16 protein-coding genes and 2 pseudogenes are annotated in these 21685 nt (G+C 70.7%); 9 read left to right on the forward strand and 9 right to left on the reverse strand.

The genetic code is table 11. From position 1 onward, the window contains the following. The first annotated feature begins 3 nt into the window (after nucleotides 1–3). Nucleotides 4–3339 (forward strand): AfsR/SARP family transcriptional regulator, encoded by a 3336-nt coding sequence (locus ACH4YP_RS44630; protein WP_398497092.1) that lies wholly within the window; start codon nucleotides 4–6, stop codon nucleotides 3337–3339. A 43-nt stretch (nucleotides 3340–3382) separates the two neighbouring features. On the opposite strand, the gene ACH4YP_RS44635 is transcribed toward ACH4YP_RS44630, so the two are convergent. The 3 genes from ACH4YP_RS44635 to panB form a co-directional block, all read right to left on the reverse strand. Next, entirely contained in the window at nucleotides 3383–4216 is an 834-nt protein-coding gene (locus tag ACH4YP_RS44635) for an ABC transporter permease (RefSeq protein WP_361068153.1), read from the reverse strand. Further along, nucleotides 4213–5238 carry an ATP-binding cassette domain-containing protein gene (locus ACH4YP_RS44640; protein ID WP_361068156.1) on the reverse strand — a complete coding sequence of 342 codons (1026 nt, stop codon included), beginning with the start codon at nucleotides 5236–5238 and terminating at the stop codon, nucleotides 4213–4215. The genes ACH4YP_RS44635 and ACH4YP_RS44640 overlap by 4 nt, the downstream gene beginning before the upstream one ends. A 150-nt stretch (nucleotides 5239–5388) precedes the next feature. Then, nucleotides 5389–6255, reverse strand: coding sequence for a 3-methyl-2-oxobutanoate hydroxymethyltransferase (panB, locus tag ACH4YP_RS44645; protein WP_398497094.1), 867 nt, complete (start codon nucleotides 6253–6255; stop codon nucleotides 5389–5391). 204 nt (nucleotides 6256–6459) lie between these two features. On the opposite strand from panB, the gene ACH4YP_RS44650 reads away from it, so the two are divergent. The 6 genes from ACH4YP_RS44650 (at nucleotide 6460) to ACH4YP_RS44675 (ending at nucleotide 13121) form a co-directional block, all read left to right on the forward strand. Continuing rightward, the gene (locus tag ACH4YP_RS44650) at nucleotides 6460–8034 is read left to right on the forward strand and encodes an MFS transporter (RefSeq protein ID WP_361068162.1); all 1575 of its coding nucleotides are present in this window, start codon (nucleotides 6460–6462) and stop codon (nucleotides 8032–8034) included. Nucleotides 8035–8173: 139 nt separating this feature from the next. Continuing rightward, the gene (locus ACH4YP_RS44655; protein ID WP_361068165.1) at nucleotides 8174–8803 is read left to right on the forward strand and encodes a TetR/AcrR family transcriptional regulator; all 630 of its coding nucleotides are present in this window, start codon (nucleotides 8174–8176) and stop codon (nucleotides 8801–8803) included. Nucleotides 8804–9025: 222 nt separating this feature from the next. Then, complete coding sequence (locus tag ACH4YP_RS44660; protein ID WP_361068168.1) at nucleotides 9026–10063, forward strand: endonuclease/exonuclease/phosphatase family protein; 1038 nt, start codon at nucleotides 9026–9028, stop codon at nucleotides 10061–10063. 86 nt (nucleotides 10064–10149) lie between these two features. Then, entirely contained in the window at nucleotides 10150–11370 is a 1221-nt protein-coding gene (locus ACH4YP_RS44665) for an MFS transporter (protein ID WP_361068171.1), read from the forward strand. Between the two features lie 180 nt (nucleotides 11371–11550). Then, nucleotides 11551–12300 (forward strand): DUF998 domain-containing protein, encoded by a 750-nt coding sequence (locus tag ACH4YP_RS44670; RefSeq protein ID WP_398497097.1) that lies wholly within the window; start codon nucleotides 11551–11553, stop codon nucleotides 12298–12300. Beyond that, a complete protein-coding gene (locus ACH4YP_RS44675; RefSeq protein WP_398497098.1) occupies nucleotides 12297–13121 on the forward strand; it encodes an alpha/beta fold hydrolase in 825 nt (274 codons plus the stop codon). The genes ACH4YP_RS44670 and ACH4YP_RS44675 overlap by 4 nt, the downstream gene beginning before the upstream one ends. A gap of 60 nt (nucleotides 13122–13181) precedes the next feature. Here the strand turns inward: ACH4YP_RS44675 and ACH4YP_RS44680 are convergent, their stop codons facing one another. The 3 genes from ACH4YP_RS44680 to ACH4YP_RS44690 all read right to left on the reverse strand — a co-directional run bounded on the left by ACH4YP_RS44680 (nucleotide 13182) and on the right by ACH4YP_RS44690 (nucleotide 16581). After that, on the reverse strand, nucleotides 13182–15122 hold the full coding sequence (locus tag ACH4YP_RS44680) for a protease pro-enzyme activation domain-containing protein (RefSeq protein ID WP_398497099.1): 1941 nt from the start codon (nucleotides 15120–15122) through the stop codon (nucleotides 13182–13184). A 161-nt stretch (nucleotides 15123–15283) separates the two neighbouring features. Beyond that, a complete protein-coding gene (locus ACH4YP_RS44685) occupies nucleotides 15284–15907 on the reverse strand; it encodes a DUF305 domain-containing protein (RefSeq protein ID WP_361068183.1) in 624 nt (207 codons plus the stop codon). 5 nt (nucleotides 15908–15912) lie between these two features. Next, nucleotides 15913–16581, reverse strand: a complete 669-nt coding sequence (locus ACH4YP_RS44690; RefSeq protein ID WP_361068186.1) for a DUF3105 domain-containing protein — start codon at nucleotides 16579–16581, stop codon at nucleotides 15913–15915. Between the two features lie 342 nt (nucleotides 16582–16923). Here ACH4YP_RS44690 and glnA point away from each other — a divergent pair, with 342 nt between their 5' ends. After that, entirely contained in the window at nucleotides 16924–18285 is a 1362-nt protein-coding gene (glnA, locus tag ACH4YP_RS44695; RefSeq protein WP_307525202.1) for a type I glutamate--ammonia ligase, read from the forward strand. A 74-nt stretch (nucleotides 18286–18359) separates the two neighbouring features. Here glnA and ACH4YP_RS44700 read toward each other — a convergent pair whose 3' ends face one another. The 3 genes and pseudogenes from ACH4YP_RS44700 to ACH4YP_RS44710 all read right to left on the reverse strand — a co-directional run. Beyond that, entirely contained in the window at nucleotides 18360–18737 is a 378-nt protein-coding gene (locus tag ACH4YP_RS44700; RefSeq protein ID WP_361068190.1) for a tyrosine-type recombinase/integrase, read from the reverse strand. Nucleotides 18738–18856: 119 nt separating this feature from the next. After that, nucleotides 18857–20367, reverse strand: a pseudogene (locus tag ACH4YP_RS44705) (ATP-binding protein); the annotation flags it as partial. Between the two features lie 41 nt (nucleotides 20368–20408). Beyond that, nucleotides 20409–20630: pseudogene (locus tag ACH4YP_RS44710) on the reverse strand (RRQRL motif-containing zinc-binding protein); the annotation flags it as partial. Between the two features lie 283 nt (nucleotides 20631–20913). On the opposite strand from ACH4YP_RS44710, the gene ACH4YP_RS44715 reads away from it, so the two are divergent. Continuing rightward, nucleotides 20914–21567: a sensor domain-containing protein gene (locus ACH4YP_RS44715; protein WP_398497102.1), complete on the forward strand. Its 654-nt coding sequence runs from the start codon at nucleotides 20914–20916 to the stop codon at nucleotides 21565–21567. Nucleotides 21568–21685: the final 118 nt, after the last annotated feature.

Genomic DNA, 21685 nt, shown 5'->3' on the forward strand with positions numbered 1-21685 from the left:
ACAATGGACCCCGTGCGCTACCGCATTCTCGGCACCACCCAGGCACTCCGCGGCGACGGCACCCCCGTCCCGGTCGGCGGGGCGCGGCTGCGTGCCCTGCTGACCGTGCTCGCCCTGCGGCCGGGACGGACCGTGTCCGCGGCCGTACTGGTCGACGAGGTGTGGGGCGCCGACCCGCCCGCCGACGCCACCGGCGCGCTGCAGGCCCTGGTGGGCCGGCTGCGCAGGGTGCTCGGCGCGGACGCCATCGCCTCCGCGGAGGGCGGCTACCGGCTGTGCGCGGTGGCCGACGACATCGACCTGCACCGCTTCGAGCGGCTCGCCGGGGAGGGCGTCCGCGCGCTCGCCGACGGCGACCCCGGCAAGGCGGCCGTCGTCCTCGACGACGCCCTCGCGCTCTGGCGGGGCCCCGCCCTCGCCGACCTCCCGGACCGCACCGCCGAGTCGTCCCGCTGGGAGACCCGCCGCCTCGACGCCCGCCGCGCCCGCCTCACCGCGGCCCTCGCCCTCGGCCAGGCCGAGCAGTACCTCCCCGACCTCACCGCCCTCTGCGACGCACACCCCCTGGACGAGCCCCTCCAGATCCTGCGCCTGCGCGCCCTGCGCGACGCGGGCCGCACCGCGGAGGCACTGGCGGGCTACGAATCCGTACGACAGCTCCTCGCCGACCGGCTCGGCACCGACCCGGGACCCGAACTGCGGTCGCTGCACGGGGAGTTGCTGCGCGGGGAAACGAGCGAGAACGGACACCGGCCGACGCCGTACGAGCACACGCCCGGGCCCAACCCCCCGTCCGGCCCCCGCGACCGCACCGCACCCGTCGGCAACCTCCGCGCCCGGCTCACCTCCTTCGTCGGCCGGCACACCGACCTGGAGACCATTCGCGGGGACCTCGGTTCCGCCCGGCTCGTCACCCTGCTCGGGCCGGGCGGGGCCGGCAAGACCCGGCTGTCCCAGGAAGCCGCCGAGAGCGTCGCCGCGTCCGTGCCCGACGGGGTGTGGCTGGCCGAACTCGCGCCCGTCGACGACCCGGAGGCCGTGCCCGAGGCCGTGCTCACCGCGGTCGGAGCGCGGGAGACCGTGCTGCGCGGCGCCGGCGCCGAGGAGATGCGGGCCGTCACCGACCGGCACGACGACCCCCTCGTCCGGCTCACCGAGCACTGCGCCAAGCGCCGCATGCTGATCGTTCTCGACAACTGCGAACACGTCGTGGACGCCGCGGCCCGCCTCGTCGAACAGCTCCTGGAACTCTGCCCCGGACTGACCGTGCTGGCCACGAGCCGCGAACCCCTCGGCGTACCGGGGGAGTTGCTGCGGCCGGTGGAACCGCTGCCCGAGCCCTACGCGCTGAAGCTGCTCGCCGACCGGGGCGCCGCGGCCAGGCCCGGCTTCCGGATCGACGCCGACGCCGAGACCGCGGCGGCCGCCGCCGAGATCTGCCGGCGGCTCGACGGACTGCCGCTGGCCATCGAACTGGCCGCCGCCCGGCTGCGGATGCTCACCCCGCGGCAGATCGCCGACCGCCTCGACAACCGCTTCCGCCTCCTCACCTCCGGCAGCCGTACGGTCCTGCCGCGCCAGCAGACACTCCGTGCCGTCGTCGACTGGTCCTGGGACCTCCTCGACGAGGACGAACGGGACGTGCTGCGGCGGCTGTCCGTCTTCGCCGGCGGCTGCGACCTCGCCGCCGCCGAGGCCGTCTGCGGTCCCGCCGCGCTGGACGCCCTCGGCTCGCTCGTCGACAAGTCCCTTGTGGTGGCGGCGCCTTCCGCGAAGGGAGCGGCCGACGGCGGGATGCGCTACCGGCTCCTGGAGACCGTCGCCGAGTACGCCGGGGAGCGGCTCGACGAGTCCGGCGAGCGCCCCGCTGCCGAGCGCGCCCACCTCACGTACTACCGCGAACTCGCCCGCACCACCGACCCGAAGCTGCGCGGCCCCGGCCAGCGCGCGGCCATCGAACTGCTCCAGGTCGAGAGCGAGAACACGCGCGCCGCACTGCAGCACGCCGTCGCCGAACGCGACGAACAGGAGGCGCTCTGCCTCGTCCTCTCCCTCGCCTGGTACTGGCAGATCCGCGACCTGCGCACGGCGGCGCGCAACTGGACCCGCGAGATCATGGCGCTCGGCCCCGACCCGTTCGTGCCGACCGCCGAGCCCGCCGTCCCGCTCTACGAACCCTGCACCGCGACTCCGCCACCGATGCGTCCGGAGGTCCTCGCCGAGGCCCGGCGCGGTGTCCACCTCCTCCATCTCGCCTGTATGGACCTGGAGTTGGAGACCTGGCAGACACCGGAGGCCGAGGTGAAGCTGCTCGCCATCACCGAGGCCTACCGGCCCGGCCTCCCACAGGTCTGCCGCAACCCCGGCTTCCTCTGGTTCTACGCCGTGATGCTGACCGGAGACATGGACCGGCTGCGCGAGATCATCGACGCGAGCGTCGAGACCAGCCGGCAGCTCGGCTACCAGTGGGAGCTGGCCGGAGCCCTGCACATGCGCGCCAACATCCTGGCCAACCGCACGGACTGGGCCGGCGACGCGACCCGTGACGCCGACGAGTCACTGGAGATCTTCGTCCGCATCGGGGACGCCTGGGGCGCCGCCGAGGCGCTCTCCGCACGGGGCGAGGCCAATGAGCGCAAGGGTGACCACCTGCTCGCCGCGGCGGACTACCGGGCGGCCATCACCTACGCCGAACGCCTCGGTGCCCATGCCCAGACGGCCATCCTCACCACCCGCCTCGGCAGCGCACTCATCGACTCGGGGGAGGCCGAGCAGGGCGAGCGGCTGCTCCGCGACGTCCTGGAGCGGGGCCACGGAGCGCACAACGAGGCGATGCCCGCGGCCCGGCTCTTCCTCGCGATGTGGCTCGGCCGCACCGGCCGGCTCGCCGAGGCCCGCACCCAGATGGACCGGATGCGGGAGGAGTTCGCCGCTGTCCACTTCGTGGTCTTCGACGGGTATGTGCTCGGGGTGGAGGCCTGGCTGGACGCCGTGGACGGGCTGTACGAGGCAGCGGTGACGAAGGTGCGGGGTGCCCTGCAGCGGGCGCAGGACCCGCTGAGCCACATGATCTCGCCGAACATGATGTCGGCACATCTGGCCACCGCCGCCCTCGCGCTGTCCGGCGTCGACGGCGGACAACGGCTCCGGGACGCCGCCCGCTGTCTCGGCGCCGCGGACGGGCTGCTGCCGTCCGGCCACTTCCGGTCCGCGATCGAACGCCATGTGCGGGAGCGCGCCGAGACGGCCGTGCGCGCCGCCCTCGATGACGAGACGTACGAGGCCGCGTACGCCGAGGGCGGCGGCCTCTCCGCCGAGGAGGCCGCCGCCCTGGTCTGACGACGCGGATCGTGGACGTGCCGTGGTCCGGACGAGCTGAACGTCAGCTCTTGGTACGGAACTTGTGGATCGCGACCGGCGCCATCACGGCGGTGATCGCCACCGACCAGCCGAGGGTCACCCACAGGTCGTGCGCGACCGGGCCGCCCACCATCAGCCCGCGGGCCGCGTCGGCGAGCGTGGACAGCGGGTTGTAGTCGGTGAACGCCTGCAGCCAGCCGGGCATCGATGCCGTCGGGGCGAAGATCGACGAGCCGAACTGCAGCGGGAAGAGCACGAGGAATCCCATCGCCTGCACGGACTGTGCGTTCTTCAGGATCACGCCCAGGGTGAGGAACACCCACATGATCGACGAGGCGAACACCGCGGCCAGCGCCACGGCCGCGAACAGACCGGGCCAGCTGTTGATGTCGAACCCGACCAGGACGGCGACGATCATCAGCACGGTCGTCGCGAACAGCATGCGTACGAGTTCCACGGAGATCTTCGCGAACAGCACCGAGCCGCGCCCGATCGGCAGGGACCGGAAGCGGTCCATGACACCGGAGTTGAAGTCCTGGCTGAAGCCGGTGCCGACGCCCTGGGACAGCGTCATGCTCATCATCGCGATCATGCCGGGGATCACGTACTGCACGTACCCGTCCTGGCCGCCGCCCAGGGCCTGCCCGATCGAGCCGCCGAAGACGTACACGAACAGCAGGGTGAAGACGACGGGCATCAGCAGCGCGTCGAACATCGACTCGGGGTCCTGCCGGATCCACAGCAGGTTGCGGCGGACGAGGGCGCCGGTGTGGCGCAGATGACCGCGCAGCGGGATCCGGCCGTCCGCCTTGAGGTCGGCCTTGACGTCGGCGGGGAGAAGAGTGGTGGCGCTCATACGGCGACCTCCTCGAGGTCGGGGGCGGGCGTCGCGTCCTGCGGGGCACTGGCACGGTGACCGGTCAGGGACAGGAACACCTCGTCCAGGCTGGGCAGTTCGGTGGTTACGGAGGAGAGCGTGATGCCGCGCGCGATGACCGCGCCGACCACGGCGGTCAGCTGCTCGTCGCTGAGGATCGGGACCAGGACGGCACCGCGTTCGGTGTCCACGGTGCTGGCGGCGAGGCCGGTGAGGCCCAGCTCGTCGAGCGCGGCGGCCAGCGGCCGCAGCTGCAGCGGATCGACCGGGCGGACCCGCAGCGTACGGCCGCCGACCTTCGCCTTCAGCTCCTCGATGGCGCCGCCCGCGATGACCTTGCCGTGGTCCACGACGGTCAGCTCGGAGGCGAGCTGCTCGGCCTCCTCCATGTACTGGGTGGTGAGCAGGACGGTGACTCCGTCGCCGACCATGCGCTTGATCTCGGTCCACACCTCGTTGCGGGTGCGCGGGTCGAGACCGGTGGTGGGCTCGTCGAGGAAGAGGACGGAGGGCTGCCCGATCATCGACGCGGCCAGGTCCAACCGCCGCCGCATGCCTCCGGAGTACGTGCTCGCCGGCCGCTTGGCGGCGTCGGTCAGCGAGAAGCGCTCCAGCAGTTCGTCGGCACGGGCGCGGGCGTCCTTGCGCGGCAGGTCGAGGAGCCGGCCGATCATGTAGAGGTTCTCCCAGCCCGGGAGCTTCTCGTCGACGGAGGCGTACTGGCCGGTGAGGCCGATCACCCGGCGCAGCTGTCGCGGCTGCCGTATGACGTCGTAGCCGGCGACGGTCGCCTGCCCGGAGTCGGGGGAGAGGAGGGTGGACAGGATGCGTACGAGGGTGGTCTTGCCGGCGCCGTTCGGTCCGAGCACACCCATCACGGTGCCCTCGCGGACGTCCAGGTCCACGCCGTCCAGTGCCTTGGTCTCGCCGTAGTGCTTGACCAGCCCCCGTACGGAGACGGCGGTGCTTCCGCCGCTGGGGTTCTTGTCGATTCGCGTCATGCCGCCAAGGTGTCAGCCCCCACCGACAAACCACCGACATCCCACCGACAGGTTCGACATGTCACCGACAGTCGCTTGTCCCCGGACGAAAGACAAAGAGGCAGCCCGCCGACGGGGGAAGTTCGGCGGGCTGCCTGGTGCCGCAGTGGACTAGTGGACGGAGTGCTCCTCCTGAGGGAACGTTCCGCCGACGACGTCGTCGGCGAAGGCCTTCGCCGCGTCGCCCATGACCTCACGCAGATTGGCGTACTGCTTCACGAACCGAGGCATCTTGCCCCCGGTGAGCCCGAGCATGTCCGTCCAGACCAGTACCTGCGCGTCGGTGTCCGGCCCCGCCCCGATCCCCACGGTGGGAATGTGCAGCACCCGGGTCACCTCGGCGGCCAGCTCGGCCGGAACCAGCTCAAGGACGACCGCGAACGCGCCCGCGTCCTGGATGGCCTTGGCGTCCCGCAGAAGCTGCTGGGCGGCCTCCTCGCCGCGCCCCTGGACGCGGTACCCCATCGAGTTCACGGACTGGGGGGTGAGGCCGATGTGCGCCATCACCGGGATACCGGACTCCACGAGCAGCTCGATCTGCCGGTGCGACCGCTCGCCGCCCTCCAGCTTCACCGCCCCGACCCCGGCTTCCTTCACCATCCGGGTCGCCGAGCGCAGCGCCTGCACGGGCCCTTCCTGGTACGACCCGAAGGGCAGGTCGCCGACGATCAGGGCACGCGAGGTGCCCCGTACGACGGCGGCCGAGAGCATGGTCATCTCGTCGAGGGTGACGGGCACGGTCGACTCGTACCCGAGGTGGCAGTTGCCCGCCGAGTCGCCGACGAGGATGACCGGGATACCGACCTCGTCGAAGACGGACCCGGTCGTCGAGTCGTACGCGGTGAGCATCGGCCACTTCTCGCCGCGCTCTTTGGCGGTGATGAGGTCGCGGACGGTGATGCGGCGTGTGCCCTTGCCTCCGTACAGCGCCCTACTGCTGCTGTCGGTGGTCGTCTGGGCAGCCGAAAGCTGCGTCATTGCAACGGCTCCTTCTGTCATCTCGAAGCGCCCTCACGGCGTCCCCGGATCCCCTCCATGGTGGCACCTCGTGCCAGGGAACGGCTAGAGGGGGCACCCGCTCGCCCTGAGAGGGGGCTCCGTCCCCCACGTCCCCGTAAGGTCTCGGTAAAGGGTTTCAAATACGAGACGGTCTCGTATCGAATCTCCTCTACGCTTTTCCGCATGACAACTCCCGCCGTTCCCGCCACCCGCATACCGGAAGCCGTGCACCGGCGCCGCTGGGCGATTCTCGGCGTCCTGATGCTGAGCCTGCTGATCGTCGTCCTGGACAACTCGATCCTGAACGTCGCGATCAAGACCATCTCGACGCCCGCCCCGACCGGCCTGGGGGCCACCCAGAGCGAGCTGGAATGGGCCATCAACGCCTACACCCTCGTCTTCGCGGGCCTGCTCTTCTCCGCGGGCCTCCTCGGCGACCGGCTGGGACGCAAGAAGGTCCTGCTCGGCGGGCTCTTCGTCTTCGGCGTCGGCTCGGCACTCGCGGCCTCCTCCGGGACACCGGCCGAGCTCATCGGGTTCCGCGCGCTGATGGGCCTCGGAGCCGCCTTTGTGATGCCGGCCACCCTCGCCGTGCTCATGAACGTCTTCGAGCGCGACGAGCAGCCGAAGGCCATCGGCATCTGGGCGGGTGGCGTCGGCCTCGCCATCGCCATCGGCCCGATCACCGGAGGCGTACTCCTCGACCACTTCTGGTGGGGCTCGGTCTTCCTGATCAACGTGCCGATCGTGATCCTCGCCCTGGGCCTGATGATCTGGCTCGTTCCGGACTCCCGTGACCCGAAGCCGGGCCGGATCGACCCGGTGGGTGTGGTGCTGTCCGTCATCGGGCTCGTCCTGCTCGTCTACGGCATCATCAAGGGCGGCCAGCTCGCCGACTTCACGGACCCCACGGTCCTTGCGACCATCGGCGCCGGACTCGCCGTACTCGTCGGCTTCGTGGTGTTCGAGAAGCGCAGCAGTCACCCGTCGATCGACGTCACGTACTTCAAGGACAAGGTCTTCTCGGCGGCGATCAGCGCCATCGCGCTCGTGTTCTTCGCGCTGATGGGCGTCACGTTCTTCGCCGTCTTCTACACCCAGAGCGTGCGCGGCTACTCGCCGCTGCAGACCGGCCTGCTGATGCTGCCGCTGGCCGTCGCGCAGCTCATCTTCGCGCCGCGCGCCCGGCTGGTCGTGGACCGCTTCGGCAACAAGGCCACCACCACCGGCGGCATGCTCCTCATCGCCGCCATGCTCGCCGCGTTCGCCGTGCTGGAGGCGGACACGCCGATCTGGATCCTGGAGGTCATCTTCTTCCTCATGGGTGCCGGCATGGCGCACATCATGACGCCCACCAGCGTCGTGATCATGCAGGCCCTGCCCCGCGAGAAGGCCGGTTCCGCCTCCGCGCTCAGCAACACGTTCCGGCAGGTCGGCGGCGCCCTCGGTATCGCCGTACTCGGCTCGGTCCTGTCCGCCGCCTACCGCACGGGCATCGAGGACAAGCTGCCCGCCGCGGCCCGGCACACCGCGGGCGAGTCCATCGAGGCGACGCTCGGCTTCGCCGCGAAGCTCGGCCCCAGGGGAGACGCCCTCGTCGGCCCGGCCAACGACGCCTTCCTGCACGCGATGCATGTCACGGCCCTGTGCGGCGCGGGTGTCGCCCTCGTCGGCGCCGTGGTCGTGGGCCTGTTCCTGCCGGGCCGCACACCGGCCCCGGAGGAGAAGGACGCGGAACTGGTGGGCGCGGACAGCTGAGTCGACCGAGCAGTACGGCAAGGATCCGGCCACCCTGGACGGCAGGTGACCGAACTCCCCGCGCACCGGGGAGAATCAACGGGGCAGGCGGCCGAACACGGGCGGCGCGGCAGCGGGACGGACAGAGCGGAGCGAGGACGTGGGCGTCGCGGAGCAGGAGGCGGGAGCGGCCGGCGGGAGTGGGCCCGCCAGAGGGCGCCCGCGCAGCGAGGCCGTCGAGCACGCGATCGTCGAGGGCGTCATGAAGCTGCTGGAGGAAGGCATTCCGCTCGCGGACATCTCCATCGAGCGGGTCGCCCGCATCGCCGGTGTGGGAAAGGCCACCATCTACCGGCGCTGGAGCGGTCGCGAGGAACTCTTCTGCGACGTGCTGCGCACCGCCGAACCGCCCGACCCGGAACTGCCCGGCGTCTCCATGCGCGAGGACCTGATCATCCTGCTCGAATCGCTGCGGCAGCGCGGTCTGGCCAACCGCTCCTCGGCGATCATGCACAACGTCCACGCGCAGATGAAGAGCAGCCCCAAGCTGTGGAAGGTCTACCACTCGGCCGTCATCGAACCGCGCCGCCGCATGACGTTCGACGTGCTGCGCCGCGGCCAGCTCAACGGCGAACTCCGCGCGGACGTCGACGTGGAACTGGCCAACGACCTCTTCGTGGGACCCATGCTCGTACGCGCCGTCATCCGCCCGGACGCCGGACTGGAGGAGGGCCTGCCCGAACGGATCGTCGACACGGTCCTGGCGGGACTGGGGTCCGCCCGCCCCTGAACGCTGCCCGTGGACGCCGTCCGAATCGGCGTCCAACCCCCCGCGGGAATGTGCGTGTTTCGTCACAGGCCGCCTCCGCCGGCCTTGCGACCGGAACTCCTCACGTCGACTATTTCGTCCTCGTGCCCGTACGGCCGTCATGGCACGGCGAGAACAAACGCGATCATCCCCTAGGGTCTTAGACGCAGGGATGGTGTGCACGGCACTCGGTGAGGCGACGGTATGGCGCAGGCGTACAAGACGGAGACGGGCAGCGGTGACCAGGGGGCCGACCGCAGAGAACCCCGGCTTCGGCGCCTGCTCTCCACCCTCCGCAACGACCGGGGCATCTGGCGCCGGGGCATCGTCCTCGCCGCGTTCGCCCTCGTACTCGCCCTGGTCATGGGGCTGCACGCGCGGATCCCGAACACCATCGGCAACCTCGGCAGCCTCACGGAGACGTTCCTGCCCTGGCTGGCCGTCCTCATCCCGGTGCTGCTCGTCCTCGCGCTGGTCCGCAGGTCCGCGACCGCGCTGATCGCCGTGCTGCTGCCGGCGACCGTCTGGCTCAACCTCTTCGGCGGACTGCTCGCCGACCGGACCGGCAGTGGCGGAAATCTCACGGTCGCCACGCACAACGTCAACGCCGAGAACCCGGACCCGGCCGGCACGGCCCGCGACGTGGCCGCGTCCGGCGCCGACGTGGTGGCCCTGGAGGAGCTGACGGCCTCGGCGGTCCCGGTGTACGAGCAGGCCCTGGACTCGACGTACAAGTACCACTCCGTGCAGGGCACGGTCGGCCTGTGGAGCAAGTACCCGCTGAGCCAGGCCCGGCCGGTCGACATCAAGCTCGGCTGGACTCGCGCCATGCGGGCCACGGTCACCGCGCCGGAGGGGAAGCTCGCGGTGTACGTGGCCCATCTGCCCTCCGTGCGGGTGAAGATGGAGGCCGGGTTCACCGCGCGCCAGCGCGACAAGAGCGCCGACGCGCTCGGTGAGGCCATCGCCGACGAGAAGCTCCCGCAGGTCGCCCTGCTCGGCGACCTGAACGGCACGATGAACGACCGCGCGCTGAACGCCGTCACCTCGCAGCTGCGCTCCACACAGGGCGCGGCGGGCAGCGGCTTCGGGTTCAGCTGGCCGGCTTCGTTCCCGATGGCCCGGATCGACCAGATCATGGTCAAGGGCGTCGAGCCCGTCACCTCCTGGACGCTCCCGGAGACGGGCAGTGACCATCTTCCGATCGCCGCCCGCGTGAAGCTTTCGGCAACCAGCTCGTAACCCCTGGGAATACTGGGCCTGAGACGCTTTGTTCCGTAGATGAACATAAGCTGTACGGAACACCGCACTCGTTTGGAAGGTCCCTCATGCCCCTGGCCCTGCTCGCCCTAGCCGTGGGCGCCTTCGGCATCGGCACCACCGAGTTCGTGATGATGGGCCTGCTGCCCGACGTCGCGAACGACCTGAACATCTCGATCCCCACCGCCGGCCACCTCGTCTCGGCGTACGCGATCGGTGTCGTCATCGGCGCCCCGCTGCTCGCCGCGGTCACCGCGCGCATGGCCCGCCGCAAGGTCCTGATCGGTCTCATGGTGCTGTTCGTCGTGGGCAACTCGCTCTCGGCGTTCGCCCCCGACTACCACTGGCTCGTCGCCGCCCGCTTCCTCAGCGGGCTGCCGCACGGCGCCTTCTTCGGCGTCGGAGCCGTCGTCGCCACCGGCCTGGTCCCCGCCGAGCGCAAGGCTCGCGCCGTCTCGTTGATGTTCCTCGGCCTGACCGTCGCGAACATCGCGGGTGTGCCCGCCGCGACCCTGGTGGGCCAGAACTTCGGCTGGCGTGCCACGTTCCTGGGCGTCAGTGTGATCGGCCTGCTGGCCATCGCGTCCCTGGCGCTGGTGCTGCCCCGCGACCACGCCCACGCGCCCGCCGCCGGACTCCGCGGCGAGCTGGCCGCGCTCAAGTCCCTGCCGGTCTGGCTGGCGCTCGGCACCACCGTCGCGGGCTTCGGCGCCCTGTTCTCGGCGTACAGCTACATCACGCCGATGCTCACGGACTCCGCCGGTTACGCCGACTCCAGCGTGACGCTGTTGCTGGCGCTGTTCGGTGTGGGCGCGACGATCGGCAACCTGCTCGGCGGACGGCTGGCCGACCGCTCGATGCGCGGCACGCTCTTCGGCGGGCTGGTCGCCCTGGTGGCCGTGCTGGCCCTCTTCCCGGTCCTGATGGGCACGGCGTGGAGCGCGGCGCTGGCCGTGGTGCTGCTCGGGGCCGCCGCCTTCGCCACCAGCTCCCCGCTGCTGCTGATGGTCATGGAGAAGGCCTCCTCGGCTCCGTCCCTGGCCTCCTCCGCCAACCAGGCCGCGTTCAACCTCGCCAACGCCGGGGGTGCCTGGATCGGCGGGCTGACCCTGGCGGCCGGTTTCGGCGTGACGTCTCCCGCCCTCGCGGGCGCGGCGCTCGCGGTTCTGGGGCTGGGTGTGGCGTCGGTCGCGTACGTGGTGGACCGCCGGCGGGTGACGGTCCACCACGGTGGGCGCGTCGTCGCCGGGAGCGTTCCGCGGCGTGCGGAGACGTCGGTGCGCCGCTGACGTCCACCTCGCCGGTGGTCGCCCGCGGGGCGGGTACGGCCGGTCGCGCGGTTCCCCGCGCCCCTTCGGGGGCGCGGGGCCGTAGCAATGTACGGCTCCTCCGCCTGGGCGCGGCTAGCCTCCACCTCCCGGCGGACGACAACATGCGAAACGCGTGCCCCGCCCCGATCATGGACGTCAATGATCAAGCCCCGCCCGACCGCAGCCGCCCTCCTGGCCCTCGGCGCGCTCACCTACACCGCCTGGGCCCTCGAAGCCGTCCTGACGACAGACCTCGCCCCCGCGCACAGCTACGTGAGTGAACTGGCCGCCAGGAACCAGCCGTACGGCACCCTGTTCCGCACGGCGGACCTGCTCGCGGGCACCCTGGTGTGGGCCGCGGGCCTGGTGGCATGGCTGCGGCGGCCCTCCCCGGGGCGGTGGGCGCAGGCCGGCTGGGCCGGTCTCGTCCTCTTCGGCGCCGCCACGGCCGTGGACTCCCGCCTGCCCCTGAGCTGCGCACCCACCGCGGACCCCGTGTGCGCCGCACAGGAGCGCGCGGGTCTGCTGCCGGTGGCCCATTCCGCGCACTCCGTGACCAGCACGCTCGCCCTGTGCGGCATCCTCGTCGCCATGGTGGCCCTCACCCTCACCGCCCGCCGGTACGCGCCCCGGGCGCCCCTCGCCCGTTCAGGACCCGCCCTGGTGACGCTCGAACTCGCGGCCACCGCCTGGACGCTGGCCGCGATCGCCGCGCTGGAGGCGGGCCACGACGGGTGGGGCCTCGGCGTCGCCCAGCGCCTTCAGGTGGGCGTCGTCGCGCTCTGGCTGACGGTCCTGGCCGCCTCGCTCGTGCACCCCGCGACACCCGGAGTACCTCAGGGGAGCCGGATCCCGGACGTACGCGACAGGGAGCGCGCCCCGTCCGGTTCCGGAGAGCCCCGCCCATGACCTTCGTACGCGTCTGCGGAGTCTCCCACCACATCCGCGTCGACGGCACCGGTCCCGTCTGCGTCCTCAGCGCCGGCCTGGGGATGGCGTGGTTCGACTGGGACCCCGTCGTCCCGCTGCTCGCCCCGCACCGCACGGTCGTCCGCTTCGACCGGCCGGGGCTCGGGCTCAGCGGCCACGCGCGCGCGTGGCCCACGCTCACCGGTGAGGCGGAGCGCATCGCGCGCGTGCTCGACGCGGCCGGGGCCGGAGCGCGGACGTCCGCGACCGTGGTGGGGCACTCGCTCGCCGGGTTCCACTGCGAGGCGTTCGCCCGGCTGTTCCCGGAGCGGACCGCCGGGCTCGTGCTGGTCGACTCCAGCGTCGAGGAGGCGCCCCGGGCCAGGAGGGCCCCCGAGTTCACGGACGCGTGCACGCGCGCGTGCGGCACGTTGCTGTCCACCGTGGGGGTTCCGCGTGCGCTGGGGCCCCTCCTTCGGCGTACCGCGGTCCGGGCCGGACGGCACAGCGGCGGCGACCCGGCCCCGTACGACCTTGTGCGGGGCGCCTACTCCACCAGCCGCTTCCTGCACGCCGTCCTCGCCGAGAACGGCCGCTACCGGGACCAGGCCGTCGAACTGGCCTCCCTGAGGGGACGGTTCCCGCTCGGCGCCCCGGTCACCGTGCTCGCCGCGTACGAGGGCGGCTCACGGCGGTGGCTCGACCGGCAGCGAGTCCTCGCCGAGCGGCTCGGCGGTACGTTGCGGGTGTCCGCGCCCGCCGGTCATCTCGTCATGCTCGACCGCCCCCAGGACGTCGTGGACGCGATTCTGGAGACATGAGCGCGCCCGCCTCTCGCCGACCGGCAACGAGGGGCGGGCGCCCAACACATGGGAAAAGCGTCAGCGACGGTATGAGCTCACATAGCCGGGGGCGGGCGAACCCACCCCGGTGACGTCGTCGTAGCCCCGCACGGCCTTCAGCGAGCTGTCCTTGCCGAGGCTGCGGACGGAGGTCAGCAGACCCTCCGACGCGTCGAAGGAGTTGACGAAGTCGACGCGCGCCACCGCGAGGTCACGGCCCGTCGGGCGGTCCTTGACGTCGTGGTAGAGCTTCGAGCCGTACCGGTCGTAGATCGCCGGGTTGGCGAAACCGATCGGGTGGCCGCCGCGCTGCTGCTGGGCCAGCGCCTGGATGCCCGCGATGACCGGCGAGGCGAGCGAGGTGCCGCCGAGCCGGTACTCGTCGTACTTCTGCGTCCCGTCCGGGAAGGTCTGCGTCTGCCCGACCAGGAACCCGGTGTTGGGGTCGGCGATCGCGGAGATGTCGGGCACCGTCCGCATGGCCTGCCTGCCGTTCGCCTTCGCGAGCGCCGACGGGACCACGCCCCGCTGGTAGAACGGCTGCTTCACCGTCGCGCTGGTGCCGCCGCCCGCGCCGGAGGTGTACGCGCCAGGGAAGTCCGTCCAGCTCCTGCCGTCGTCCGACAGCGTGGCCCTGAGCGTGCCCCAGCCGGTCTCCCACTTGTACGTGTCGCCCTTGCCGACGGCCAGCGAGGTGCCGCCGACCGCCGTCACCCACGCCGAGTTGGCCGGGGTGTCGACCTGCTTCGTACCGGTGTTCGCGACCTCGTCGCCGTTGTCGCCGGACGAGAAGTAGAAGCCGATGCCCTCGATCGCGCCCAGCTGGAAGACCTGGTCGTAGGCGGCGGCGAGGTCCGGCGTCTGGTTGGCCTCGATGTCGCCCCACGAGTTGGAGACGATGTCGGCCAGATGCCCGTCCACGATCTTGCCGAGCGAGTCGAGCAGATCGTCGTCGTAGCAGGACTCGGCGCCCACGTAGACGATGTTCGACGCGGGCGCGACGGCGTGCACGGCCTCGACGTCGAGGGTCTCCTCGCCGTACCAGCCGGCCGCCCCGCACTCCTCGGTCCGCGTGTACTGGGCCGGCAGCACCTGGCTCAACTGCCCGCCGCCGTACGCCGCGTCACCGTGCCTCGCCGCGTACGTGGAGGCGTCCGCCGCGATGGTCGGCGAGGCGTACGCGTCCGTGATCGCCACGGTCACGCCCTTGCCACTCGCCCCGCCCGCCACGTACGCGGCCCGCAGCTGCTTGCCGGTGTAACCCTTGACGGCGTACGGGATCTTCGTGCCGTACGCCGTCGGGAGCGTCGTCGCGGTCTTCGAGCCGTAGTACGAGGAGAACGGCCCGGCATTGTGGAACACGGCGTCCGGCGGCGGCAGTGTGTCGGAGTGGTTCGCCTTGTGCGGGGCGTTGTCCAGGCCGGTGACGGTCAGGACGGCGCCGTTCAGCTCCGCGGGTGCCGAGGCGGTCTTCGAGGGCGCCCGGTAAGTCTTCTTGCCCTTGGCGTAGTTGTGCAGCTGGGTGCCGAACGCCTTCTCCGCGTCGGCCACTTCACCCGTCACCGAGAGGTAGTGCCGTGTGGTGCCGGTGACGGTCAGGCCCGCCGACTTCAACCACGCGGTCACCTCGGCCACTTGGGCCTTGGTCGCGCCGAAGCGGGCCTCGGCCTGCCCCGCGCTCAGGTACTTCCCGTACGAGGCCGACGACGGGTCGGAGACGGCCTTGGCGTAGGCGCTCAGGCCCGCCGCGTCCCGGCCGGCGAGATAGACCCGGGCCGAGACCCGGGAGGCGTCCGCCGTGGCTCCCTTGTCCGCCCGGGCGGTGGCCCACAGCGGTTTGGTGCCCTGGAGCGTGTCACGGCCGTCCGGGTCGGTCGACGCATGGGCCGCGGGTATGCCGAGGGCCAGCGCGCCGGCGAGCAGAGGCAGTGTCGCTGCCATGCTCACACCGGCGCGTACCGCGGCTCGGTTGGATCTCATGGAGAACCCCCTAATGGATCTCTGGATGGGGGTCACTCTTGCGATGAACCGTTCATGCCAGGGGAATGGCGGGGGCATGGCTGGGCCAAGAAGCGCCCAAGGAACCGTATGGGCAAGGGATTTGGGGCGCGATGCCCGACATGAGGCGGGTCGCGCCCGGCTCAGTTCTGCGGCTTCGCGCCGCGCTGCTTCAGCAGGTCGGTGATCAGGTTCATCTCCGACTCCTGCGCCTGGACCATTCCCTGAGCGAGGCGTCGTTCGACACCGACCTGGCACCGCTCCACACAGCCCTTGGCCATGTGCACCCCGCCCATGTGGTGGGCGTACATGAGCTGCAGATAGCGGATCTCGGCGGCCTTGCCGTTCAGCTTGCCCAGCGACTCCATCTGGGCCGTCGTCGCCATGCCCGGCATCAGCGAGCCGTCCCCGGCGGACGGCATGCCGCTCATGTCCATCCACGCCATGGGCTCGTCGGCCGACACCTTGGGCAGCTCCCACAGGTCGAGCCAGCCGAGCATCATGCCGCGCTGGTTGGCCTGCGTCTGCGCGATGTCGTACGCGAGACGGCGTACCTCTTCGTTCTTCGTGCGGTCGCGCACGATGTACGACATCTCGACGGCCTGCTGGTGGTGCACCGCCATGTCACGCGCGAAGCCGGCGTCCGCGGAGTCCGCCGCCGGGGCCTTCATGCCGGAGTCGTCGCCGTCGGCGACCGCGTACGTGATCGCCCCGGCCGCCACGACGACGGCCGCGGCGACCCCGGAGATCCAGCCGGCGAACTTCATCTTCCTCACTGCGACAGGCCGTTGGTGCAGGCGGCGCCCGGCTCGGGCGTCTGCTTGCCCTGGACGTACGTCTCGAAGAACTTGGCGACGTTCGGGTCGCTCGCACTCGTCACCGTACGCTGGCTGCCCCACGCGGAGAGCATGATCGGGTCCTTCTGGTCCTCGACCGGGCTCATCAGCGTGTAGGGGGTCTTCTTGACCTTCGCGGAGAGCGTCTTCACGTCCGCGTCCGACGCCTTGCTGTTGTACGTCACCCAGACCGCGCCATGCTCAAGGGAGTGCACCGCGTTCACGTTCTTGATCGCCTTGGTGTAGACGTCGCCGTTGCAGTTCATCCACACCTGGTTGTGGTCACCGCCGACCGGGGGCTCCATCGGGTACTTCACGTCCTTGGTGACGTGGTTCTGCGTGAGCTTGGTGCTCCACGTCCTCACCCCGTCCTTGCCCGTGACGAACTTCCCCGACGTCGACTTCGAGTCGCTCGACGCGCTGTCCTTGTCGTCCGACTGCGAGTTGATGAGGAACGCACCGCCGGCGACGAGACCGGCGACGACGATCACGCTGGCGGTGATCGTGAGGACCCGGCCGCGGCGCTCACGTGCCTGCTCGGCACGCCGCATCTCCTCTATCCGCGCCTTGCGCGACTTGGACTCTGTCTTCTTGGCGGAACCCATGGGGTGGTCCTTCTGGGGGAATGGGACAGTCGTGTGGTCAGCTGATCGTAGTGGGGGAGAAGTGGATGGAGGCGGGGAGGCCGGAGGAATGGCCAAATGAGGGTTTCGTCCCCTGCCCCTGAGACGGCGGTGGCCGGCCATTACATGTGTGGCGGTCAACAGGCAAGATGGGCGGCAGAGCAGTACACCTGCCGTACGTGAGGCGTTCACGCGGAGGTCGGCCGGGCGATCAAGGTCCGCAACGCGCATGAAATGCTGTTGTGGTGTGATGCGCAGGTGCCCGACCGCCTCCCTGGGACGGGAGCAGGCGGCCTGACCAGCAAGATTGGGTGGAAGCGGAAGATGGACAAGCAGCAGGAGTTCGTGCTCCGTACTTTGGAAGAGCGCGACATCCGTTTCGTACGCCTGTGGTTCACGGACGTGCTGGGCTTCCTCAAATCCGTGGCCGTGGCCCCGGCCGAGCTGGAGCAGGCCTTCGACGAGGGCATCGGCTTCGACGGGTCGGCCATCGAGGGCTTCGCCCGCGTATACGAGTCCGACATGATCGCCAAGCCGGACCCCTCGACCTTCCAGGTCCTTCCGTGGCGTGCGGAGGCCCCCGGCACGGCCCGGATGTTCTGCGACATCCTCATGCCGGACGGCTCGCCGTCCTTCGCGGACCCGAGGTACGTGCTGAAGCGGGCCCTGGCCAAGGCCTCCGACCTGGGCTTCACCTTCTACACCCACCCGGAGATCGAGTTCTTCCTGCTGAAGGACAAGCCGGTCGACGGCTCGCGCCCGACGCCCGCCGACAACTCCGGCTACTTCGACCACACCCCGCAGAACGTCGGCATGGACTTCCGCCGCCAGGCGATCACCATGCTGGAGTCGATGGGCATCTCGGTCGAGTTCTCCCACCACGAGGGCGCCCCCGGCCAGCAGGAGATCGACCTCCGGTACGCGGACGCGCTCTCGACGGCGGACAACATCATGACGTTCCGCCTGGTCATGAAGCAGGTGGCGCTTGAGCAGGGCGTGAACGCGACCTTCATGCCGAAGCCGTTCTCGGAGCACCCGGGCAGCGGCATGCACACACACCTCTCCCTCTTCGAGGGCGACCGCAACGCCTTCTACGAGTCGGGCTCCGAGTACCAGCTCTCCAAGGTCGGCCGCTCCTTCATCGCGGGCCTGCTGAAGCACGCGGCGGAGATCGCGGCGGTGACGAACCAGTGGGTCAACTCCTACAAGCGCATCTGGGGCGGCTCCGAGCGCACCGCGGGCGCCGGCGGCGAGGCCCCCTCGTACATCTGCTGGGGCCACAACAACCGCTCGGCCCTGGTCCGCGTCCCGATGTACAAGCCCGGCAAGACGGGCTCGGCACGGGTGGAGGTCCGCTCCCTCGACTCGGGCGCGAACCCGTACCTGGCGTACGCGATGCTCCTCGCCGCCGGCCTCAAGGGCATCGAGGAGGGCTACGAGCTCCCGCCGGGCGCCGAGGACGACGTCTGGGCCCTCTCCGACGCCGAACGCCGCGCGATGGGCATCGAGCCGCTTCCCCAGAACCTCGGCGAGGCCCTGACCCTCATGGAGCGCAGCGACCTCGTCGCCGAAACCCTCGGCGAACACGTCTTCGACTTCTTCCTCCGCAACAAGCGCCAGGAGTGGGAGGAGTACCGCTCCGAGGTGACGGCCTTCGAGCTGCGGAAGAACTTGCCGGTGCTGTAAGAGCAGGTCAGAGAGTTTTTCTCGTCGATCAGGCGAGTGGGCCGACGGTCGCATGCCGTCGGCCCAACGCCGTCTTACTGCCCCTGGGCCGTCTGTGGGCCGTCCGGCTCCGGATCGGTCCCCTCGTACAGGCTGTCCACGGCCATGCGGGCACGCGCGTCGCTGTTCGGCATGAGATGGGTGTAGACCCGGAGTGTGAACCCCGGATCGTTGTGCCCGAGGTAGCGGCTCAGCGCCTTGATGTTCTCCCCCGCGTTCAGCAGAACCGACGCGTAGAAGTGCCTCAGGGCGTGCATGCCGTGTTCGCGGGCAGCTTGGTGACGCGTGCCCGGCTCCGGCTCCGGCAGCACGCCGGCCGCTACGAGAGCGGGCTTCCAAGCGCGGTCGTTGAAGTCGGTTCGGCGAACCGCGCCCGCGCCGTCAAGGCGAGTGAACAGCAACTGCCGTGTCACCGGACGGCCGTCCTTCCGAAGCCACGGCAGGGTGATCGAGACCGGCGGGAACTCCCTGGCCCGCCACCGGTCGGCTCCCTGTCATCCGTCGGCGGAAGCAGAACCATTGCTGTCGCGGTTGGCGCGGCGCCACCGTCGACGGCCTTGTCCTCCAGGGCCATACGCGCCTGCGACTCGGTACCCAGGGCGAGCGAGGCGCGGGTGTGGGCGCCCTCGCGGACCAGCTTGGGCAGGTGCTCGTTCGTCGGGTCCTGGGTGCCCTGCCACATCAGGACGTTGACCGCACGCCCCTGGTTGTGAATCTTGCGGACCGCCATGAAGTACCGGGAGTTGGCCTTGGCACCGCCGTAGGGGCGCCGGTCCTCATCCTTGGCCGGGCACATGAACGCCACCTGCGCTTCGTCGACCAGCACGATCAGCACGGGGAAGACGGTGCCGGGCGGGGCCTGGATCCGGCGGTTCATCTCGTCGACTGCGCCCTCGACCATCTCGGTCACCTGGATCAGGGTGGTGGCGAGCCCGTCGAACATGGCCCAGTCGCCCACGCCCTTCAGGTCGCCCATCAGGAACTGCACGGAGCGGTCCAGCGCGACCCACAGGGCGAGCGACCGCAGCGCAACGGTCTTGCCCTGGTTGGACAGGCCCGTGATGAGCAGGTGCCGCTGATACAGGCTCAGGGCCGCCGCATCCCCGCGCAGATCCTGCCCCACGGGGCGCGGCCCTTGGCATAGTCGGCGGTCATCGTCTCGTCGGTGACCAGCGGAGACGGGCCGATCGGCTCATCCAAAGCACCGGAGTCGGCCACCCACAGCCGCACCGTGCGCGCGGCCTGCGGGATGGTGATGAACACCTCGTGCTCGTGCCGGGGCAGGTTCTCCGCGAGCTTGCGGCGCTTGCTCTGTACCTCGTTGGTCGCCACACCCGACGGAAGCGTCACGTCGACCTCGACACCGCATCCGGCGATCCGGATCGGACCCAGCATGGACGCGCCGCCGTCACCCATCTCCTTGATCGCGCCCCGTAGGGCGGGCACGCCCAAATCGCGCAGGGCCTTGACCACGATCGAGGGCGTGATGGGCTCGCCCTCGCCGGAGCGGATGTTGTCCGGCAGCGCCCAGGCGGGGGCGGCCTGCTGCTTGCTGCCGACGGTCCACAGGGCGAGCAGGGCGAGGAACGGGCCGATCGTGAGCGCCGGTCCCCACACGACCTGAACGATGGTGATGACCAGGCGGATGAACTCGATCACGGCCATGATCGGGGTGATCACGTCGGCGATGTCCTTGTTGGCGATGGCCAGCACGACCCCGAGGGCGACCAGCGAGCCGATGCCCAGACCGGTGCCGACCAGGGCGCCCTTGGCCGCGTCGATGGGTGAGGTGAGCAGGTCCATGCCGCGGCGGTGGCGCGCGTCGCGGAAGTGCTGCAAGCGCTCTTCCCACTCGCCGGCCAGTTCCATGTTCCCCGCGGCTTCGGCCGCGCGCAGGAACCGTTCGTAGTTCCGCCATGCCCGGGCGTTGGTCAGGGTGACCTGAACGTTCGGCATGCTGCCCGGCACGGCCCGGTTCACGATCCGTACGGCCTGGTCGGTGAGGCGCTTCGCGGTGCGCAGGGTGGCGCCGTATCCGGGCAGCTTGTGGGTGCTCACGGTGGTCTTCACACGTGTCTCCGTCTCGCCAGCGCGAGCGCTTCCCACCTGCGCGAGGTCATCGGGCGGACCGGCTTGGCCAGGTCCTCGCGGTAGAGGTAGGCGACGCGGACGCCGCCGGCACGCCGGTTGACCCGCATGACCTGCACCTGTATCGGCTGACCACCCGGACGCAGACCCCGCGCCCGTAACTGCCGGCGCGAAGCCAAACCGTCCGGAGCGCACCGCCACCGGTACACGGAAACCAGCGGGTTCGCAGAATCTGAAGGCCGCCTGGTCGAGAACGCGCCGACGGAGGGTGGTAATTAGCCGGAGAAGCACGCGGGTTCGCCCGGGATGACGGCTTCGGGCTGGTCTCGGCTGGTTGTCAGTGTGGTATGAGAGCCTCGCGGGCATGAGTGTCAGTCACACTCAGTGGTGTCTGCCTCGGTACCATCGCCGGTCCGGCCCTTGGAGGGTGGGGCAAGCCCTACCCCCCGTTGGCCAGGTAGCAGGCTGGGCGCGGCCGCGCGAAACCGGGACCGTAGTGCCATGCCTGAGACCGCTTCACTCCGCACCGTTCCGCAGGCGTCCACCGAGAACGGGCCCGTTGCCCACCGGTTCCGCCGAGAGATGGGATATCTACTGTCCGGACTGCCCCTCGGGGTGGCGGCGTTCACCGTCGCGGTGACCGGATTCGCCCTCGGGGTGTCCACCCTCGTGGTCTGGATCGGGCTGCCGATCCTGGCCGGGACCCTGCGCACGGTCCGGGCCCTGGCCAACCTGGAACGCCGGCGGGTGACGGCCGTCACGGGCCGCCCGTTGCCGTCGCAGCACCCCCGGCCGGCCGGCACGGGATGGGACGGGGCGCTGCGCGCGGTGCGCGAACGACAGTCCTGGCGCGACCTGGTCTATCTGGTTGTCGCCTTCCCGCTCCAGGTCACCACGTTCAGCGTGGCGCTGACGTGGACCCTCGGCGGTGTCGGCGAGCTGCTCTACGGCACCTGGTCGTGGTCCCTGCCGCAGGGGCCGGACGACCAGGGACTGGTGGAGCTGATATTCGACAACTCCTCGCGGGCGGCCGACATCGGCTTCAACACCGCCATGGGGGTGTTCATGTTGGCCACCGCGGTCCCGGTGGTCCGCTGGCTGGCCGCGATGCAGACCCGGCTGGCCCGCGCCCTGCTGACCGACCGGGCCGCGTAGCCATGGGCTGGGCCCGCACCGCGCGGCTAGGGCCCTTCTGATGGATCTCCGCGGCGTCGCGACGCCCGGCACGCACGCTCGCCGCACGGCGCGAAGGGCCAGGTGGCTCCGCCACATG

This window comes from Streptomyces sp. NPDC020747 (genome assembly GCF_044334695.1).
Lineage (GTDB): Bacteria > Actinomycetota > Actinomycetes > Streptomycetales > Streptomycetaceae > Streptomyces.

What these genes read in the sequence shown, in the direction of transcription:
- ACH4YP_RS44690 (WP_361068186.1), bottom strand. Translation starts at nt 16,581, where the DNA reads ATGGGTTCCGCCAAGAAGACAGAGTCCAAGTCGCGCAAGGCGCGGATA.
- ACH4YP_RS44685 (WP_361068183.1), bottom strand. Translation starts at nt 15,907, where the DNA reads ATGAAGTTCGCCGGCTGGATCTCCGGGGTCGCCGCGGCCGTCGTCGTG.
- ACH4YP_RS44670 (WP_398497097.1), top strand. Translation starts at nt 11,551, where the DNA reads ATGATCAAGCCCCGCCCGACCGCAGCCGCCCTCCTGGCCCTCGGCGCG.
- panB (WP_398497094.1), bottom strand. Translation starts at nt 6,255, where the DNA reads ATGACGCAGCTTTCGGCTGCCCAGACGACCACCGACAGCAGCAGTAGG.
- ACH4YP_RS44635 (WP_361068153.1), bottom strand. Translation starts at nt 4,216, where the DNA reads ATGAGCGCCACCACTCTTCTCCCCGCCGACGTCAAGGCCGACCTCAAG.
- ACH4YP_RS44680 (WP_398497099.1), bottom strand. Translation starts at nt 15,122, where the DNA reads ATGAGATCCAACCGAGCCGCGGTACGCGCCGGTGTGAGCATGGCAGCG.
- ACH4YP_RS44660 (WP_361068168.1), top strand. Translation starts at nt 9,026, where the DNA reads ATGGCGCAGGCGTACAAGACGGAGACGGGCAGCGGTGACCAGGGGGCC.
- ACH4YP_RS44640 (WP_361068156.1), bottom strand. Translation starts at nt 5,238, where the DNA reads ATGACGCGAATCGACAAGAACCCCAGCGGCGGAAGCACCGCCGTCTCC.
- glnA (WP_307525202.1), top strand. Translation starts at nt 16,924, where the DNA reads ATGGACAAGCAGCAGGAGTTCGTGCTCCGTACTTTGGAAGAGCGCGAC.
- ACH4YP_RS44665 (WP_361068171.1), top strand. Translation starts at nt 10,150, where the DNA reads ATGCCCCTGGCCCTGCTCGCCCTAGCCGTGGGCGCCTTCGGCATCGGC.
- ACH4YP_RS44675 (WP_398497098.1), top strand. Translation starts at nt 12,297, where the DNA reads ATGACCTTCGTACGCGTCTGCGGAGTCTCCCACCACATCCGCGTCGAC.
- ACH4YP_RS44715 (WP_398497102.1), top strand. Translation starts at nt 20,914, where the DNA reads ATGCCTGAGACCGCTTCACTCCGCACCGTTCCGCAGGCGTCCACCGAG.
- ACH4YP_RS44630 (WP_398497092.1), top strand. Translation starts at nt 4, where the DNA reads ATGGACCCCGTGCGCTACCGCATTCTCGGCACCACCCAGGCACTCCGC.
- ACH4YP_RS44650 (WP_361068162.1), top strand. Translation starts at nt 6,460, where the DNA reads ATGACAACTCCCGCCGTTCCCGCCACCCGCATACCGGAAGCCGTGCAC.